16 protein-coding genes are annotated in these 16214 nt (G+C 66.2%); 7 read left to right on the top strand and 9 right to left on the bottom strand.

Annotation, left to right across the window (positions count from 1 at the left end; translation table 11 throughout):
• Window positions 1-1236, top strand: coding sequence for an MFS transporter (locus F4Y72_12410; protein ID MXZ29088.1), 1236 nt, complete (start codon window positions 1-3; stop codon window positions 1234-1236).
• Window positions 1233-2567, top strand: coding sequence for a UbiD family decarboxylase (locus tag F4Y72_12405; GenBank protein MXZ29087.1), 1335 nt, complete (start codon window positions 1233-1235; stop codon window positions 2565-2567). The genes F4Y72_12410 and F4Y72_12405 overlap by 4 nt, the downstream gene beginning before the upstream one ends.
• Here F4Y72_12405 and F4Y72_12400 read toward each other — a convergent pair.
• The 3 genes from F4Y72_12400 to F4Y72_12390 all read right to left on the bottom strand — a co-directional run bounded on the left by F4Y72_12400 (window position 2540) and on the right by F4Y72_12390 (window position 5527).
• Window positions 2540-4168, bottom strand: coding sequence for a hypothetical protein (locus tag F4Y72_12400; protein MXZ29086.1), 1629 nt, complete (start codon window positions 4166-4168; stop codon window positions 2540-2542). The genes F4Y72_12405 and F4Y72_12400 overlap by 28 nt on opposite strands.
• Window positions 4169-4231: 63 nt before the next feature.
• Window positions 4232-4543, bottom strand: a complete 312-nt coding sequence (locus F4Y72_12395; GenBank protein MXZ29085.1) for an EthD family reductase — start codon at window positions 4541-4543, stop codon at window positions 4232-4234.
• A 69-nt stretch (window positions 4544-4612) separates the two neighbouring features.
• Complete coding sequence (locus tag F4Y72_12390; GenBank protein ID MXZ29084.1) at window positions 4613-5527, bottom strand: prephenate dehydratase; 915 nt, start codon at window positions 5525-5527, stop codon at window positions 4613-4615.
• A gap of 7 nt (window positions 5528-5534) precedes the next feature.
• Between F4Y72_12390 and F4Y72_12385 the strand changes: the two genes are divergently transcribed.
• The gene (locus F4Y72_12385) at window positions 5535-5825 is read left to right on the top strand and encodes a DUF1244 domain-containing protein (GenBank protein MXZ29083.1); all 291 of its coding nucleotides are present in this window, start codon (window positions 5535-5537) and stop codon (window positions 5823-5825) included.
• Between the two features lie 53 nt (window positions 5826-5878).
• Here F4Y72_12385 and F4Y72_12380 read toward each other — a convergent pair whose 3' ends face one another.
• The gene (locus F4Y72_12380; GenBank protein MXZ29082.1) at window positions 5879-7135 is read right to left on the bottom strand and encodes a 6-phosphofructokinase; all 1257 of its coding nucleotides are present in this window, start codon (window positions 7133-7135) and stop codon (window positions 5879-5881) included.
• Window positions 7136-7206: 71 nt separating this feature from the next.
• Between F4Y72_12380 and F4Y72_12375 the strand changes: the two genes are divergently transcribed.
• Genes F4Y72_12375 through mpl form a run of 3 tightly spaced genes read left to right on the top strand, consistent with a single transcriptional unit; the run spans window position 7207 to window position 9795 of the window.
• On the top strand, window positions 7207-7860 hold the full coding sequence (locus F4Y72_12375) for an adenylate kinase (protein MXZ29081.1): 654 nt from the start codon (window positions 7207-7209) through the stop codon (window positions 7858-7860).
• A 34-nt stretch (window positions 7861-7894) separates the two neighbouring features.
• Window positions 7895-8425, top strand: a complete 531-nt coding sequence (locus tag F4Y72_12370; GenBank protein MXZ29080.1) for a hypothetical protein — start codon at window positions 7895-7897, stop codon at window positions 8423-8425.
• A complete protein-coding gene (gene mpl, locus F4Y72_12365; GenBank protein ID MXZ29079.1) occupies window positions 8425-9795 on the top strand; it encodes a UDP-N-acetylmuramate:L-alanyl-gamma-D-glutamyl-meso-diaminopimelate ligase in 1371 nt (456 codons plus the stop codon). The genes F4Y72_12370 and mpl overlap by 1 nt, the downstream gene beginning before the upstream one ends.
• A 1-nt stretch (window position 9796) precedes the next feature.
• Here the strand turns inward: mpl and F4Y72_12360 are convergent, their stop codons facing one another.
• From F4Y72_12360 to F4Y72_12340, 5 genes are all read right to left on the bottom strand, one after another.
• Window positions 9797-10228 (bottom strand): transglutaminase family protein, encoded by a 432-nt coding sequence (locus F4Y72_12360; GenBank protein MXZ29078.1) that lies wholly within the window; start codon window positions 10226-10228, stop codon window positions 9797-9799.
• Between the two features lie 66 nt (window positions 10229-10294).
• The gene (locus tag F4Y72_12355; GenBank protein ID MXZ29077.1) at window positions 10295-10765 is read right to left on the bottom strand and encodes a hypothetical protein; all 471 of its coding nucleotides are present in this window, start codon (window positions 10763-10765) and stop codon (window positions 10295-10297) included.
• Complete coding sequence (locus F4Y72_12350; GenBank protein ID MXZ29076.1) at window positions 10687-11670, bottom strand: alpha-E domain-containing protein; 984 nt, start codon at window positions 11668-11670, stop codon at window positions 10687-10689. Before F4Y72_12350 ends, F4Y72_12355 begins: the two co-directional genes overlap by 79 nt.
• A gap of 6 nt (window positions 11671-11676) precedes the next feature.
• The gene (locus tag F4Y72_12345) at window positions 11677-13164 is read right to left on the bottom strand and encodes a circularly permuted type 2 ATP-grasp protein (GenBank protein ID MXZ29075.1); all 1488 of its coding nucleotides are present in this window, start codon (window positions 13162-13164) and stop codon (window positions 11677-11679) included.
• A 70-nt stretch (window positions 13165-13234) separates the two neighbouring features.
• Window positions 13235-15418 (bottom strand): S46 family peptidase, encoded by a 2184-nt coding sequence (locus tag F4Y72_12340; GenBank protein ID MXZ29074.1) that lies wholly within the window; start codon window positions 15416-15418, stop codon window positions 13235-13237.
• A 181-nt stretch (window positions 15419-15599) separates the two neighbouring features.
• Here F4Y72_12340 and F4Y72_12335 point away from each other — a divergent pair, with 181 nt between their 5' ends.
• On the top strand, window positions 15600-16175 hold the full coding sequence (locus F4Y72_12335) for an ABC transporter permease (protein ID MXZ29073.1): 576 nt from the start codon (window positions 15600-15602) through the stop codon (window positions 16173-16175).
• Window positions 16176-16214: the final 39 nt, after the last annotated feature.

Here is a 16214-nt window from a genome sequence, read left to right as displayed (position 1 = left end):
ATGGGGAAAGGCGTGCAAAGTCGAGCAGGGCGATGGTGGATCGTGGCCGTGGCGGCCTTCGGGCTGTCCACCAGCCCCGGACAGTTCGCCTACGGCGCCTTCAGCCTCTTCATCGAGCCGCTGGAGCAGGAATTCGGCTGGGCGCGCGCCGACATGAGCCTGGCGCTGACGCTGTTCACCCTCTGTCTTGCCGTGACCCTGCCGTTCATCGGGCGGCTGGTGGACCGCTATGGTTCCCGGCGGGTGCTGGCGCCGTCGATGCTGGTGCTCGGCGTCGGTCTGTGCATGCTCGGCTGGCAACTGGACGCGCTCTGGATACTGCTGACCGTCTATGTCCTGATCGGCGTGCTCGGCGCCGGCGCCAACAGCCCGCCCTATATGCGCACGGTCTCGTCCTGGTTCGATCGCCGCCGCGGCCTGGCCATCGGCACGGCCATGGCGGGCGCCGGGCTCGGCTACGCCTACGTGCCGCCCATGGTGCGCTACATCAACGACGCGTACGGCTGGCGTTTCAGCTTCCTGGCGCTGGGGGCGATCATCATCTTCGTGGCCACGCCGCTGGTGGCCCTGTTCCTGAAGGATCCGCCGCGACCGCAGGGCAGGGTGGCGCCGGGGTCCGACGCACCCGCCGGCGAGGCGGCCGGGGACGCCTGGCGCGAGGCGATGGGCCGGGGCGTGTTCTGGATGCTGATCTGCGTGTTTGCGCTGCTGTCGTTCAGCCTCTACGGCATGCTGGCGCACTTCAAGCCGATGCTCAGCGACATGGGCATTCCGGGCGAGGAAGCCGGATGGATCGCCGGCATGGTGGGCATCGCCGTCATGGTTTCGCGGGTCGTGATCGGCTATCTCATCGACCGGATCTTCGCGCCCCGCGTCGCACTGGTGGTGTTCCTGTTTTCCGCGGCCGGAATGGCCGTCCTGGCCACCGGTAACGCGGCGGGCTTCGCGATACCCGCGGCCTTGCTGCTGGGCCTGAGCATGGGCGCGGAAATCGATCTGCTCGCCTATCTCGCCGGGCGCTATTTCGGCCTGAAGTCCTTTGCCGTGATCTACGGACTGCTGTTCAGCGCGTTTCTGGCCGGCACCGCGCTCGGTCCCTGGGCCTACGGAGCGGCCTACGACGCCGACGGTTCCTATGCGGCCATGCTGCTTGTCGGCGCCGGCTGCTGCGCCCTCGCCGCGCTGATCACCGGCTTCCTGCCGCGCTGGCCCGATCCATCGAGAGCGCCTTCATGAGGGAATGGGTGAACCGGCTGGCCGAGGCCGGCGAACTGCTGGTCGCCGAGCGGGCGGTCGATCCCCGTTTTGAACTGGCGGCGGTGACCAAACGGGCCCAGCAGGCGGGCAATCGCCCGATCCTGTTCCGAAACGTCAGGGGGACGCGGCTTGAAGTCGTGACCAACCTGTTTGCCGATGCCCAGCGCCTGCGAGGCCTGGTGCCCGTGAAAGAAGGGCCTTTCGCCGCCGCCTACGCGAGCATGCTGGACGCGGCGGAATCCCGGGTCGTAGCGCCGACGCGGGAGGCCCCGGCGCCCGGTGACCTTCAAAAGGGGCAGCTTTCCGATCTGCCGCTGATCACCTACCATGAGCGCGACGCCGGGCCGTATTTCACCGCGGCGATCGTTCTGGCCCGCGATCCCGATACCGGCGTACCGAACCTGTCATTCCACCGGGCGATGTACGCCGGTCCGCGGGAACTGCGCCTGCGGCTGGGCGACAGCCACGATCTCACCGACTACCAGCGCCGCGCGGAGGAGGCTGGACACGCGCTGCCCGTTGCGCTGCTGATCGGCGTACCGCCGGCCGTGTTCATGGCCGCCGGCACTCACCTGCCGGCCGGAGTCGACGAGTACGCCCTGGCCGCGGAGCTGGCAAGCAAGCGGGTGGCCGTGTATTCCGGAGCGGACAGCGGCCTCCCGGTCCCCGCCGCCACCGAAGTCGTCATCGAGGGCCGCATCCTGCCGGGTGAAAGACGCCCCGAGGGGCCATTCGGCGAGGTGCTCGGGTATTACGTGCCCGAAGCACCTAATCACGTCATGGAAGTCGAGTGTGTCACATGGCGGCGCGACGCCCTGTTCCACAGCCTGTTGTGCGGTTCGCGCGAGGACCTCGCGCCGCTGGAAGCGATCAACTCCGCGCGCGTGTATCGCGATTTGAGCCGACGCTTGCCCGGAATCGTCGACGTCTCCTGCGCGCCCGCGTTCATGAACACGACGGTGCAGATCCGACCGCAATACAGGGAGCACGCGCGCGATGTAATGGAGGTGGTCTTCGACAGCCACGCCGACTACAACCAGCTGTGCTGCGTGGTGGAGGAGGACGTGGACCTGAGCGACATGAACGCCGTGATGCACGCCTTCATCACCCGCGGACGCGTCGATGCGCGGACCCTGGTCATCAGCGACCGCGCCGGGTTCTATCGCGACACGCAGAGCGATTTCGTGGGCAGGGTAGGGCTGGACGCCACCCGCCCCTTCGGCCGGGAAGACGAGTTCGTCGTAAAGGAAGTGCCGGGGCTGGACGCCGTGCGGCTGGCGGATTATCTGACCCGCGGCAGCAGGATGTAGGGCCAGGGGCTGGGCATTTCGCTGACCGGCATCTCGATCAGGCCCGGGGCGTCGGCCGCTAGCGCTTCCCGAAGCGCCTTGCGCAGTTCTTCGGGCGTGCGGGCGCGCCAGGCTTCCAGCCCGAACGACTCGGCCATGGCCTTGAAATCGGGATTGGTAAGGCCGGAGGCGAAAACACGCCCCGAGTAGCGTTGCGCCTGGTCGCGGCGCACGTTGCCGTAGGCGTCGTTGCTGAACACGATCACCACGACGTTGAGTCCGTGGCGCTTCGCGGTGGCCATTTCCGCGCCGGCATAGAGAAATCCGCCGTCGCCCGCGAACGCGACCACCTTGCGGTCGCGATGCGCCGCCTGCACGCCCAGGGCGGTGGGATAGCCGTAGCCGAGGTTGCCCTGGAAGTTGCTGCTGATGTAGTGCCGCGCCCGGTAGGAAGGAAACGCGAACCAGGACGTATAGGCCATCTGGGTGACCTCATCCACCAGAAAGCCGTCTTCCGGCAACTCCTCGCGGACCACTTCGAGCACCGCGACCTGAGGCGCATTGTTGCGCGCGAATTCCTTCCCGAACCGTCGCTTCAGGCCCAGCAGTTCCTTCTTGCGCGATTCCCGCTTGCGGTTGACGCTTTCCAGCGCATCCGCCAGATGCGAAAGCCCGGCACCGGCGTCGGCGCAGAGCGACACGGTCGGCGCGCGCCCGCGATCGAAGGCGCTGTCGTCCGCCTCCAGCCGCACCACCGGCAAGCGGTCGTCCAGGCCCCATTCCAGTTCGGGTTCCGTGAACCGGGTGCCGACCGCCAGCACCGCGTCCGCATCGCCCCAAAGCGCGTGGGCCGCCGGAAGGTTGATCCCCAGGTAGTGACGCTCGTCGATGACGCCCTTGGCATTGAAGTTGGCGGCCGCCGGAGCTTCCAGCATTTCCGCCACCCGCTTGAGTTCCGCTCCGGCATCCAGCGTGCCTGGTCCGGCGATGATGATCGGATTTCGCGCGGAACCGAGAATGCGGGCCGCCTTCTTTACCGCGTCCGGGTCCGGCGCGCTCGTTTCGTACGAGGAAGCCGGTTCGAGCAGCGTAACATCGCAGTCACCCTCCATTACGTCCGGAGCCATTTCCAGCGCCACCGGAAGGGCCCGTCCCGTATGCAGTTGCCGGAACGCCTCGGCCACCTTTGCCGGCGCATCCGCGCCGCTCGCAATACGCTCGGCCCACTTCGTCAGGCGCTGCAGGATCCCGAGTTGATCGTGGATCTCGTGCAGCATGCCCCAGCCCCGGTCGATGTGTTGCGAGGGGACCTGCCCCGCCAGGCACAGCACGCGTGAGTTGGTGGCATAGGCCGTGACCAGGGCGGACCCCGCGTTCAGGACGCCGGGTCCCGGCACCACGCTGAACACGCCGGGGCGCCCGGTGGAGGCGGCATAGCCAAGCGCCATATAGGCCGCGCCCTGTTCGTGGCGGGAATTGATGACCTGAACGGGACGCTCATACTGCGCCAGCGCGTCGAACAGTCCGTAGGTCTGACCGCCCGGGAGCCCGAAGACCGTGTCGACGCCGTGCGCGAGCACCGAGCGCGCCAGCGCTTCGCCGCCCGTCATCCGCTCACTCATCGCGCGGAACTCCGCCGCAGTAGCGGTTTGCGCCGAAGATGGGGGCGCGCCGGAACCGGCACTTCATTCCTCGTGGGCGATCATCACTTCGAACTCCGAGCCGGTATCGCGGCAGAACTCGACCGCGTCCTTGCCCGCGGCGGCGTTTTCCTCCGAGCGCATTGCCGTTTCGAAGTCCTCCCTGGAGCCGAACTGCAATCCCACCACCAGATAGAAGGAGGGGTCGCCGCCCATGGCGTTGCCCGTGATCCGGTTCACGACCAGTTTCTTCAGTCCCGGAATCTTTCGCACGATCGGCGCGTGAACGTCGCGAAAGTAGTTGTCGAAAGCCTCGACGTCGTCGGGACGTGTGTATGTAACAAGAATCTTGTGCATTTTGGCACCTCTGGATCGTCTCTTTTCCGCGCGCCGCCCCGACGATCGTCGTGCGGCGGGCGAACTATCTTAAGGCTTGTTCCGTTGCCGGCGGAACTCGTGCTGGGGGAAACTGCCGAGCACGCGGACGATGTCGGTGTAGTACTCGATTTCCTCAAGCGCCGAAAGCACCGGGGAGTCGGACTCGTGGCCCTCGACCTCGACATAGAAGCGCGCCCGGTCGAAGTTCTCCGTGCCGATATAGCTCTCGAGCTTGGTGAGGTTGACGTTGTTCGTGGCGAAGGCCCCCAGCGCCTTGTACAGGGCCGCCGGAACGCTGCGAAGCTGGAACCACAGCGACGTGATGTAGCCCGTGTCCGGATCGGCGGGCCCAGTGTTCTTTTCCCTGGCCAGCACGATGAAGCGGGTCGTATTGTGCTGCGCGTCCTGAATGTCGCGGCCCAGGCTGTTCAGTTGATACAGTTCGCCCGCCAGCGCCGAAGCGATCGCGCCGATGGATGGATCGCCCCGCTGGGCCACCCGCTCCGCGGCCGCGGCGGTGTCGCTGGCCGCTCGCGGCTCAAGCCCCCGCTCACGCAGATAGCGCCTGCACTGCGCCAGCGCCTGGGGATGGCTGTAGACCGCCTTCAGGCCCTCGAACGTGGCGCCGGGTACGGCCAGAAGATCGTGGCGTATCGGCTGGAAATACTCGGCCACGATATGCAGGGCCTGGTGCGGGAGGAGCTGGTGGATGTCCGCCACGCGTCCCCCGAGGTTGTTCTCGATCGGGATCATGGCCAGGTCCGCCCGCCCGGCCTCCACGATTTCGAACACATCCTCGAACGTCGCGCAGGGAATGGCCTCCCTTTGGGGATGAACGGCGCTGCAGGCCAAATGCGACCAGGCGCCCGCGATGCCCTGATAGGCGATGCTCACGCGTATGGCGCTCCGCGGAAAACGGCGCGAGTATACTCCCCCGCCCCGTCCATTGGATTCGTGGAGCATCTGCATGATCGACAAGGAAACCGGCCGCAACCTGGACGCCGCGGTGCTGCGCCGCCTGCTGAAACACCTCGATGACAACAGGGACGTGCAGAACATCGACCTGATGATCGCCGGAGGGTTCTGCCGCAATTGCCTTGGCCGCTGGTACGCGGAGGCCGCCGCGGACCGCGGCATGGAAATGACCGAAACCGAAGCGCGCGAACGGATCTACGGTATGCCCTACGCCCGCTGGAAGAAGAAATACCAGAAACCTGCCACCGAGGAGCAGCTCCGCCAATTCAAGCTCCGTCATGGCTGATCGCACGATCTTCACCGATGCCGGCGCTCAATGTGCGTGTCTCCTGAAACAGCTTATGCGAAGTCAGGCAGGCGGCGCTCGGCTTCCGGAAGGTCGATTTCCTCGTAGACAGGCAGTCCGCCGCGGAAAGGGGGCAGGGCCTCGCCCTCTATCAGCGGCCGTAGATAGGTTCGGGCGGCCCCGGTGATGCCGTAGCCGTCTTCCGTGATGAACCCGCGCGGCAGTTCTTTCTCGCGATTGGCCACCCGGTCGAGGGGGGCGGACGACGTTTCCCAGGCGTAGGGATCGTCGCCGGTGCGCTTGATCGTCACCATCACCGCGTTGCCGCCCGCGAGCGCCAGTTCGACGCCTGACCGCCCGGCCGCGTAGGCATGCTCCAGGTCCGTGGCCGACGCCAGGTGCCGCGCGGAGCGCTGCAGATAGTCGCTGATGGCGTAATGGTGCTTGTAGCCCAGGCTCTCGCGGATCATGTTCGCCAGGACCGGCGCCAGTCCGCCGAGCTGCTTGTGGCCGAAGGCGTCGGTGCCGCCCGCCTCGGAAAGGAAGCGGCCGTCGGCGTAGCGGGCCCCCTCGCTGGCCACGATCACGCAGTATTCGTGTTGCTCGACCGACTCCCGGACCCGCTGGAGGAAGCGGTCGGTCTCGAAGGGAACTTCCGGGAACAGGATGATGTGCGGAGCGTCGCCCGCGCCCGATCCCGCTAGCCCTCCGGCGGCGGCGATCCAGCCCGCGTGCCGTCCCATGACTTCCAGGATGAAGACCCTGGTCGAGGTCCGCGCCATGCCGGCGACGTCCAGCGCGGCCTCCCGGGTGGACACGGCCACGTACTTCGCCGCCGAGCCGAAGCCGGGGCAGCAGTCGGTGACCGGCAGGTCGTTATCGACGGTCTTGGGTAGGCCGATGCATGTGAGCGGGTAATCCAGCCGCCGCCCCAGTCCGGAGAGCTTGAGCGCCGTGTCCATGGAGTCGTTGCCGCCGTTGAAGAACACGAGGCCGATGTCGTGCGCGCGAAACACGTCGATCAGCCGGTGGTATTCGCGCTCGTCGTCCTCGAACCGGGCCAGCTTGTAGCGGGCCGTTCCGAAGGCGCTTCCGGGGCGCTGGCCAAGGGCGGCCACGTCCTCCGCGGAGGCGGCGTCGGTGTCCAGCAACTGCTCGTGCAGCGCCCCAAGGATGCCGTTTCGCGCGGCGTACAGCTTGCCGACCGCGGGCCTCGCCTGGCGGACCGCCTCGATAACGCCCTGCGCGGTAGCGTTGATGACGGCCGTAGGACCGCCCGACTGGGCGTAGAGTGCGTTGGGCGCGGGCATGCGGACAGTCGCTTTTCTGCGTGGACTACCGTGTACGATAGCACCCCCTTGACCGCTGGCCGGAGGACTCGATGCGGATTGTTTTTCTGGGCGCCCCGGGCGCAGGGAAGGGCACCCAGGCGCGCCGGCTTGAAGAGCAGAACGGCTGGCCCCAGGTGTCCACCGGCGACCTGCTGCGCGCCGCCGTGGCGGCCGGCACCCGGCTGGGGCTTGAGGCAAAGGCGGCGATGGATGCAGGGGAACTGGTTTCCGATGAGCTGGTCATGCAGTTGCTGGACGAGCGGCTGAGGCAAGACGACTGCGAAGGAGGCTTCATCCTCGACGGCTTTCCCCGAAACCTTTCGCAGGCCCGGCTGCTTGGAGAGCTGTTTGAGGGGTCGGGGCAGCAACTGGATGCGGTGCTGATGCTGGAAGTCGAACACCGCGTGCTTATGAAGAGGCTGACCGGCCGCCGGACCTGTTCGGCCACCGGCAAATTGCTGAATGTTCATTTTTCATCGCCGGAGGAACTGGCGGCGAGCCGCGCAGCGGGCGGCGAGCTGATCCAGCGCGACGACGACAGGGAGGAGACCATCGCCAACCGGCTCGCCGTGTACGAGCGCCAGACCCGCCCGCTGCTTGAGCACTACTCCGGCCTGCTGCGCCGCGTTGACGGGCTGGGCCCGCCCGACGAAGTTTTTGCACGGGTGTGGGCGGTGCTTGAACCTTCCCCGGGCCCCGGCTAGCGGGCGCTGGCGGCAAAAAGGAGTCCGGGCCCCAATGGTTGCAATATTCCAGGGTGTCCTGAGGGTGTCGCTCGGCCTGCGCGGGCCAGACTCGCTCCCGGGTTCGCGCGAGATGCTGGTCCTGTGCCTGGTTCCCTGGGCTGCGGTAACCGCTATCGGTTACCTGATGCTGCTGCCGGGGCCCGCTTTCTTCGTCCTGCCCGTCGCGGCGTTCGAGCTGCTGCTCCTGCTCGGCTACTCGCGATTCGTGCTGTGGATGGCGGACAAACCCGAGCGCTGGCCGCAAACGCTGGTGTCGCTGATCGGGGTGCAGACGATCATCAACGCGCTGAATCTGCCGCTGGTTTATGTCGTCACGTCTCAGGAGCAGCCCGGGCTCCTGATTCAGGCGGCGGAATACGGCTTCCTCGCGTGGTGGCTGCTGGCCATGGGCAACATCTTCGCCCGGGCCATGGATCGCGGCATCTGGGCGGGGCTGCTCCTGTCCGTGGCCCACTTTTTCCTTTACATGATCCTCTACCTCCTGCTGACCCAGTTTTTCGGCATTCCGCTCGAAACTTCCTGATGCATATTCATATTCTCGGCATTTGCGGGACCTTCATGGGCGGCCTTGCCGCCCTGGCCCGCGAACTGGGTCACGAAGTCACAGGCGCCGATCGCGCCGCCTGGCCGCCGATGAGCACGCGCCTGCAGGAACTGGGGATCGAACCCGTGGTCGGATTCGATCCCTCGCAACTGGACGCCAAACCCGACCTCGTGCTGGTGGGCAACGTCATGTCGCGCGGCATGCCGATCGTCGAGGCGCTGCTGGACAGTGGTCTGAAGTTCATGTCCGGCCCCGAATGGCTTGGCCAGGAGGTGCTGCAGGACCGCGAGGTGATCGCGATTACCGGCACACACGGCAAGACCACGACCGCGAGCATGGCCGCGTGGATGCTGCACGAGGCGGGCCTGGATCCCGGCTTTCTGATCGGCGGTGCGCCGGGCAATTTCGAGCGCACCGCCCGGCTGGGGGGCGGTCGGCATTTCGTCATCGAGGGCGACGAGTACGACACCTCCTTCTTCGACAAGAACGCCAAGTTCCTCCACTACCGTGCCGGCACGGTCGTCATCAACAATATCGAGCACGATCACGCCGACATCTACCCCGGGCTGGAAGCAGTGATGTGGCAATTTCACCTGCTGCTGCGGCGCACCCCGGGCGGCGGCCGGCTGATCGTCAATGGCGCCGACGCCAACATCTCCGGATTGCTGGCAAAGGGTTGCTGGAGTCCGGTGGAGCGCTTTTCGGTCGATCCCGGATCCGGGGCGTACTGGCGCGCGGAACGTATCGAGGGCTTTCGCGCGAAGCTTTCGGGGCAGTCGGGCGAAGCGTATTGCGATCTGGCGTTGCCGGGCGCGCATAATCTGTCCAACGCACTGGCCGCGATGGCGGCCGCGCATGCCGCGGGCGTGTCAATCGAGCGGTCCTGCGCTGCGCTCGAGTCTTTCGTCCCGCCGGCGCGGCGCCTGCAATTGCTGGGCCGTTACCCGGCCGGCGACTCCGGCGTCGCCTTGTACGATGATTTCGCCCACCACCCCACGGAGATACGGGCAACCCTCAAGGCTCTGTCCGGCGACTACCGCCGCGTACTGGCGGTTCTGGAACCGGCCTCCAACAGCATGCGCGCTGGCGCGCACCTGGCGAGCCTGCCAGGCGCGCTGGAAGTCGCTGCTCACGCCTGGCTGGCTCCTTGCGCAAGCCTGGAATGGGATCCGGTGGTCGCGTTCGCCGGCCACGATCATGTCACGGTGTGCGCGGACGCCGCCGAGGCTGCGCGCACCGCGGCCGCGGCTGCCCAGGCAGGCGATGCGGTCGTGTTCATGAGCAACAGCGGCGCTTCGGGCGCCGCCGGCCTGCTGGCCGCCGAGCTGGGTCGGCGCCTCCCCGCTTGAGTTATTGAGGCGCCTGGGGGCGGCGGGCGTGCGCCCCGGGTCCTGATTCCCTCACCGTGACCTTGACGCCCAGGCGGGACTCGCCTCCGCCGAAAACGGTCCCCCGGGTAGGCGCCGCATCGTTATAGTCCCGGCCGACGGCGGTTCGGATGTGCCCCGGCCCGGCCGCGGCTCCGTGGGTGGGGTCAAGTCCCACCCATCCGAGTTCCGGCAGAAGAAATTCCGTCCAGGCATGACTTGCGGCCGGCAGGGGCTGTTCGCCCGAAGCTGCGCCGGGATTGAGATAGCCCGACACGTAACGGCTGGGAATGCCCCAGGTTCTGCCAATGGCGATCATCACGTGGGCGTAGTCCTGGCAAACGCCCCTTCCGGTTGCAAGAATACGTTCGATGGGCGAATCAACTGCGGTGCTGCCGGGCTCGTAGCGCAGCACGTCGTGGAGTCTGGACGACAGGGTCAGCAGGGAACTCAGGGGGTCCTCGCCGCGCCCGATGCCGTTTTACTCAACGAACGCGTCAAGCGCCGGTACCGGCCGGGCCAACCCGCCGGGCGTCAGGAACTCCCAGTAGCGCAGCGACACGCCCGGGTCCGAAAGCGCATTCCATGCGTTCGCGTCGATGCGTTCCGGCAGCGGCGGCGTGGCGGCTGTTTCCACTTCGCTGCTGGCGCGCACCGTGGCGTGGCGGTGCCGGCGATGAATGCTGAGCAGATGGCATCGATTGCCGAAGGCGTCCTCGCATGCCACCCAGTCGGCGGAGGGCCGGACTTTCAGTCGGAACGACAGGACCCGCTGCCCGAAGTCTTCGCTCGGATGCAGCCGAAGCAGCATCAGGTTTCCATGCACCGCCTCCCCGTAGCTGAATTCGGAGACATGCTCCACGCGGTGGCGTGTCACGTCCGGCCGCCCCGGTCCTGGATTTCGCAGGAGAAAAATGCGGCCGCGATATCTTCGTGCAGTTGTCGGCAGGATTGACGCAGGCGCGCCAGCTCCGCGCGCGCAGCCTCGTCGTCATTCGGGTCGCGCCGGGGCCAGTCATCGTCTATCCATCCGGCCATGCGCCGGACGCGCCTTGCAACCTCGGCCTGCCGCGCCTGGCTTCCGGACACTCCCTTGAGCGATTCCGCGATCATGTGCAGCGAATGGCGGAGGGAATGCGCGAGGCGCGAGTCGGCCATAATGAAATCGAGAATGCGATCCGGCCGGTGTTCCAGCGGGTAGAGGTGGCGGTAGGCGAAGTGGGCCTCGCAAACCGCCAGCAGCGAGCGCCATTCCCATTCGCTGTCCCGTTTGTTTGACGGGAACACGGCAATATGCGCTTCCACCAGGGCGCCCAGCAGCTGGGCCCGCTCCACGAAGCGTCCCAGCACCAGGAAATGCCAGCCGCCGTCGCGGTACATCGCGCTTTCCGCAATTCCCCAGAAGGCGCGGATGCTGTCCTCCGCGCGGGCGAAGAAGTCGCCCGGCTGCGCGGCCCAGATGGCCTGGATTTCCACGCCGCGGAGGTCCAGGTGGGTAACGTTAAGGCACGACCACATGTCGCTGCCGATCACATTGCGGATCTGGCGCGCGTTCTCGCGGGCGGCGGCCACGCAGTTGCGGATGGAGTCCGGGTTGTGGTGCGCGAATGTCAGATCGTCGGCGAGCGTGTAGGCGTCCGCCGCCATGAAGTCCTCCTCGTCGCCGGTCGATTCCATGAGGCCGCCTACCGGCGAGCGTCCGGCGGCCAGGTACAGCCGCCGCCAACTGTCGGCAATCTGCTCGACCGGCCGGTCCTCCATGGTTGCGAACTGGTCGCGAAGCAGCCGGCATCCATGTCGCGCCCGCTCCAGGTAGCGCCCCATCCAGTACAGGCCGCTGGCGTTGCGCGCGAGCATACGGCGTTATTCCGAGAGCACCCAGAGGTCCTTGCCGCCGCCGCCCTGGCTCGAATTCACGACCAGCGAACCCGGAGTGAGCGCCACCCGGCAGAAGGCCCCGGGGGCCAGCCTCGTTTTCCGGCCCCGAAGAACGAAGGGCCGCAGATCGACATGCCTCGGCGCCGCGCCCCCCTCGGCCAGGCAAGGCGAGACCGACAGGTCGAGCGTGGGCTGCGCGATGAAGTTCGACGGATTCCTGCGGAGTTCCCTTGCGTAGTCGTTTCGTTCCTCCGGCGTGGCGTGAGGACCCACCAGCATCCCGTAGCCGCCAGATTCGCCCACCATCTTCACCACCAGCTTGTCCAGATTGTCCAGCGTATAGGCCAGCGCTTCCGGATCGCGGCACAGGTGAGTCTCGACGTTGGCCAGCAGCGGTTCCTCGCCCAGGTAGTAACGAATCATTTCCGGCACGTAGGCGTACACGCTCTTGTCGTCGGCCACGCCCGTGCCCGGCGCGTTGGCCAGCGTGACGTTGCCGAGGCGGTAGGCGTAGAACAGCCCCGGAGCGCCGATTTGCGAATCGGCGCGAAACGCCAGCGGGTCGATGAAATCGTCGTCGATGCGGCGATAGATCACGTCCACCCGCTTCAGTCCGGCGGTGGTGCGCATATGCACGAATCCCTTGTGAACGACGAGGTCGCTGCCCTGCACCAGCTCCACGCCCATTTCCTGGGCCAGGAACATGTGCTCGTAGAAGGCCGCGTTATGGACTCCGGGCGTAAGCAGAACAATACAGGGATCGGACACGCCTTTTGGCGCAAGCTCTTCAAGCGTCATTCGCAGCAGCTGCCCGTAATGCCCGATGCCGCGAACGTGGTGGCGGCGGAATACGCCGCGCAGGCTGCCCTTGAGCGCGCGCCGGTTGGCCAGCATGTAGGACACGCCGGAAGGAACCCTCAGGTTGTCCTCCAGCACTTTGAAACCTTCATTGGTTCGCACCAGGTCGGTGCCGCACAATGCCACGTACACGCCGTGCGGGGCCTCGACGCCGCGCATTTCGATGCGGTATTGCGGGCAGCCGCGCACCAGGTCCACGGGCGCAATGCCGTCGGACAGGATCCTGCCAGGGCCGTACACGTCGGCCAGGAACAGATTCAACGCCTTGAGCCGCTGCTTCAGTCCGCGCTCGATGAAATCCCACTCCGCGGCCGCGATCAGCCGGGGCAGAAAATCAATCGGAATGATCCGCTCCTGGGCCCCCTGTTCGCCGTACACGGCAAAGGTGATCCCCTGATGCAGGAAAGAGCGCTCGGCCAGTTCCTGCATCGCGGCGATGTCCTCAGCCGGCATCCGGTTGAGCGTTTCGTAGAGCTTCCGGCAATGCGCGCGCGGCGTGCCGTCGCCGTCGAACATCTCGTCGTAGAACTCGGGGCGAATCTCGTAGTTCGCGAACAGCGGCGACTTGGCCGATGTCTGTTCGCCGCCACCGTCAAGTTGCCGCCCTCCCGGCATGCCGGCATTGTAGCCGCCCCCGGCGGGCGGGGAGCTGGTTGAGCCTTGTTCCGGAGAACGCGGGCCGGGATCAGCGGACGATGGTCATTTCGTCGATCAGCGCCTGGGCGCCGTCGATTTTTTCCATGACCCAGAGCATGTAGCGCGTGTCGACGTGGATCGTGCGCGTGATGTCCGGGTCGAAGTCCCAGTCCGAATTGACGCTCTCCAGGGTGCCGTCGAACAGCAGCCCCACCAGCTTGCCGTCGGCGTCCAGCGTGGCCGAGCCGGAATTGCCGCCGGTGGAGTCGAGATCGGTGAGGAAATTTACCGGCACGGAGCCGATGGAATCCAGGTAGTAGTCGCCGTAGTCGCCCGCGCGGATCAGGTCGAGTTGCGCGGCCGGCGAGTTGAACGGTTCCTCGCCCGTGTCCTTCTGCAGGATGCCCTCAAGGCGCGTGAACGGCTCGTACAGGAGTCCGTCGGCCGGCGAACCGCCCATTACCGTGCCGTAGGTCATCCGCAGCGTGGAGTTTGCGTCCGGGTAGGCGGCATGGCCCCGCGACTGCTGCCAGTTGATGATCGCGCGCATGTACTGCGGGTTGAGCAGGTTGGCGTGTCCGCTGCGGACCTTGGCGGCCTCATCCCGCGCCATCTGCGTTTCGTGCAACGCCGCCGCCAGTCGAATGAAGGGACCCGCATGGCTGTCAAGCTCTTCGGGCGACGCGTCCATGAGCGCCAGGCGCGTATCCAGGTTGTTCAGGACCGTATTTTCGTAGTACCCGTCGAGCTTTTTCGACAGTTCCCCGTCGCTCAATTCGGGTGAGAGGCCCATGGCTTCGTCCAGCGCCTCGATGCGCATGTCCGCCGGCTGGGCCAGATAGCCCTTGAGAAACAGCATCCATTCGGCCTTGTCCACCGCCGGGTCAAAGCGGCGGTCGATCACGCTCATCCGCTGGCGGAACATCGCCATGTCGCGTTCCTGGTAACCGCTCTCGCGCGCCGCGTCCGGCTTGGTGCGCTCGTGCGCCAGGCGGTACAGGCGTTGCGCCGCGCCCAAAAGCTGCGGCCGCAGCGCGTTGCCGTACCAATAGCTGCGTCTGGCCTCCGCCGCCCGTTCCTCGGAAAGCGCGTCCAGCTCCTCGATGGCCTGCCCCAGCATCATCCGGTGCGGGTCGGCCGCGATCCAATCGTTCAGTTCCGCTTCCCTTTGCGCCCGGCGGCCGACCAGGTCGTTGCGGCGCGCCCCGTCGATCTGGCCCCCGAGGTTCTTCAGCACATTGTTGAGCTGCGCCAATCTCGAGGCGTAGCGAATGCGGGCTTCGCTGCCCTGCGGCGCGGCGGTCTCGATCGTTGCTATCCAGTCGGAGAAAAAGCGGACGAACTCGGGATACTGCCAATCGAAGGTCTGCCTCACGGAGGCGAGCCGGGCGTAGCGGGAAGTGCTTCCCGGGTAACCTATGGCCATCACGAAATCGCCGTCCTCAAGACCGGAGGCGGACACCTCGAGAATATGCGGCGGCGAATAGGGCACGTTTTCTTCGGCGTAGTCCGCCGGTTGCCCGTCCGGGCCCACGTAGGCGCGGTAGAAAGCGAAGTCGCCGGTATGACGCGGCCAGCGCCAGTTGTCGATGTCGCCGCCATACTTGCCGATGGCGTCGGCCGGCGAATATACGATGCGCACGTCGCGAATCTCCAGGCGCTTGATCAGCTTGTACTGCAGCCCGCCGAAAAACGATGCGGCCTGACAGCGATAGCCGGGTTCCGACTCGCATTCGCCGATCATGGCCTTGCGGCGTTGCTCGATCTGCGTGAAACGCTCGCGCGGCGCCAGCGCGGGGTCCAGTCCGCCGGTCACCCGCTCGGTGACGTCGTCGACCTGCAGGGTGACATACACGCGCGACCCGGGAGCGGCCGGGAGCTCTTCGGCCAGGGAGGCGGCGAGGAAGCCGTTCTCGAGGTAGTTGTTCTCGCTGGTGGAGTTGAACTGAACCGAACCGCGCGCGCAATGATGGTTGGTGACCACCAGGCCATTCGGCGACACGAACGAGGCGGTGCAGCCGCCCAGCGAGATGACCGCCCCCATCGGGAACGCGGTCAGATCGGCCAGCGTTGCCGGGTCCAGATTCAGTCCCGTGTCACGCAGATCCCCCGCGATGCCCGGAATCTGCTCCGGCGTGAACATGCCTTCCTTGGCATACGCTACGGTTCCGGAAACAGTGAAGGCAAAAAACAAGCAGTACAAGGCGGCGCGAATGCGACTGTGCTTTCTCATATTCAGATACCTCTTGAGCGGTCAGCAACTATAGCCTTTTCTCACGCCCCCTTTTGGAGAGCGTTGAAGCATGGACAGCGAGAATCGAGCCAGGACGGCGCCTCTCAAAAAGGGGGCGTGAGAAAAGGCGAGGGCCAGCAGCAAGCAACAAGCTCTTGCGCGTCGGTAGAATCAGCCTTCCATGTTTCTCGCGCTCAGGGATCTCCTTTTCGCCAGGGGCCGCTTTCTGCTCATGGCCGTGGTCATCGTCATGATGGCCCTGATGATGGTGCTGCTGACGGGCCTGTCCAGCGGCCTGGTCGATCGCAACATTTCCGGCATCCGCGCGCTGCCCATCACCCACCTCGCGTTCGAATACGACGACAAGCCCACCTGGTCCAACAGCATGGTGGAGCGGGCGATGTGGGAAGGCTGGGCGGATCGGCCCGGAGTGATGACGTCGACTCCGCTGGGCAACACGATGTTCAACGCCCGCACCTCGAAGGGCGAGCCGGTCACCCTGGCGCTCTGGGGGATGGAGCCGGGTTCGTTCATCGACCCCGGCTCCGACATCGGCCGGCCCATAGGCGACGATCCGTATGGCGTGGTGGTCAGCCGCATGCTGGTGGCGGAAAACAACGTGGAGATCGGCGACACCATCGTGCTCGACCGCGTGCTGACCGAACTCAAGGTGGTGGGGCTGCTCGACGCCCACAACAACATCGCCCACACGCCCATCGTGTATGCGCCGTTCCGCCTCTGGGCCGAAGCGTCCTAAGGTCCGCCGGGAGGGCCGCCGGAAGGCGAGTCTTTACCG

The organism is Gammaproteobacteria bacterium, assembly GCA_009838035.1.
Taxonomy (GTDB): Bacteria; Pseudomonadota; Gammaproteobacteria; order Steroidobacterales; family Foliamicaceae; genus Foliamicus.
Note: the sequence above shows the minus strand (reverse complement) of the source record. Positions and strands in the feature narration are given on the sequence as shown.

Bases quoted from the DNA above. Each gene is read 5' to 3' on its own strand.
- mpl (MXZ29079.1), top strand. From the start codon at position 8,425: ATGCATATTCATATTCTCGGCATTTGCGGGACCTTCATGGGCGGCCTT.
- F4Y72_12370 (MXZ29080.1), top strand. From the start codon at position 7,895: ATGGTTGCAATATTCCAGGGTGTCCTGAGGGTGTCGCTCGGCCTGCGC.
- F4Y72_12410 (MXZ29088.1), top strand. From the start codon at position 1: ATGGGGAAAGGCGTGCAAAGTCGAGCAGGGCGATGGTGGATCGTGGCC.
- F4Y72_12395 (MXZ29085.1), bottom strand. From the start codon at position 4,543: ATGCACAAGATTCTTGTTACATACACACGTCCCGACGACGTCGAGGCT.
- F4Y72_12390 (MXZ29084.1), bottom strand. From the start codon at position 5,527: ATGCTCCACGAATCCAATGGACGGGGCGGGGGAGTATACTCGCGCCGT.
- F4Y72_12405 (MXZ29087.1), top strand. From the start codon at position 1,233: ATGAGGGAATGGGTGAACCGGCTGGCCGAGGCCGGCGAACTGCTGGTC.
- F4Y72_12340 (MXZ29074.1), bottom strand. From the start codon at position 15,418: ATGAGAAAGCACAGTCGCATTCGCGCCGCCTTGTACTGCTTGTTTTTT.
- F4Y72_12335 (MXZ29073.1), top strand. From the start codon at position 15,600: ATGTTTCTCGCGCTCAGGGATCTCCTTTTCGCCAGGGGCCGCTTTCTG.
- F4Y72_12375 (MXZ29081.1), top strand. From the start codon at position 7,207: ATGCGGATTGTTTTTCTGGGCGCCCCGGGCGCAGGGAAGGGCACCCAG.
- F4Y72_12345 (MXZ29075.1), bottom strand. From the start codon at position 13,164: ATGCCGGGAGGGCGGCAACTTGACGGTGGCGGCGAACAGACATCGGCC.
- F4Y72_12400 (MXZ29086.1), bottom strand. From the start codon at position 4,168: ATGAGTGAGCGGATGACGGGCGGCGAAGCGCTGGCGCGCTCGGTGCTC.
- F4Y72_12350 (MXZ29076.1), bottom strand. From the start codon at position 11,670: ATGCTCGCGCGCAACGCCAGCGGCCTGTACTGGATGGGGCGCTACCTG.
- F4Y72_12380 (MXZ29082.1), bottom strand. From the start codon at position 7,135: ATGCCCGCGCCCAACGCACTCTACGCCCAGTCGGGCGGTCCTACGGCC.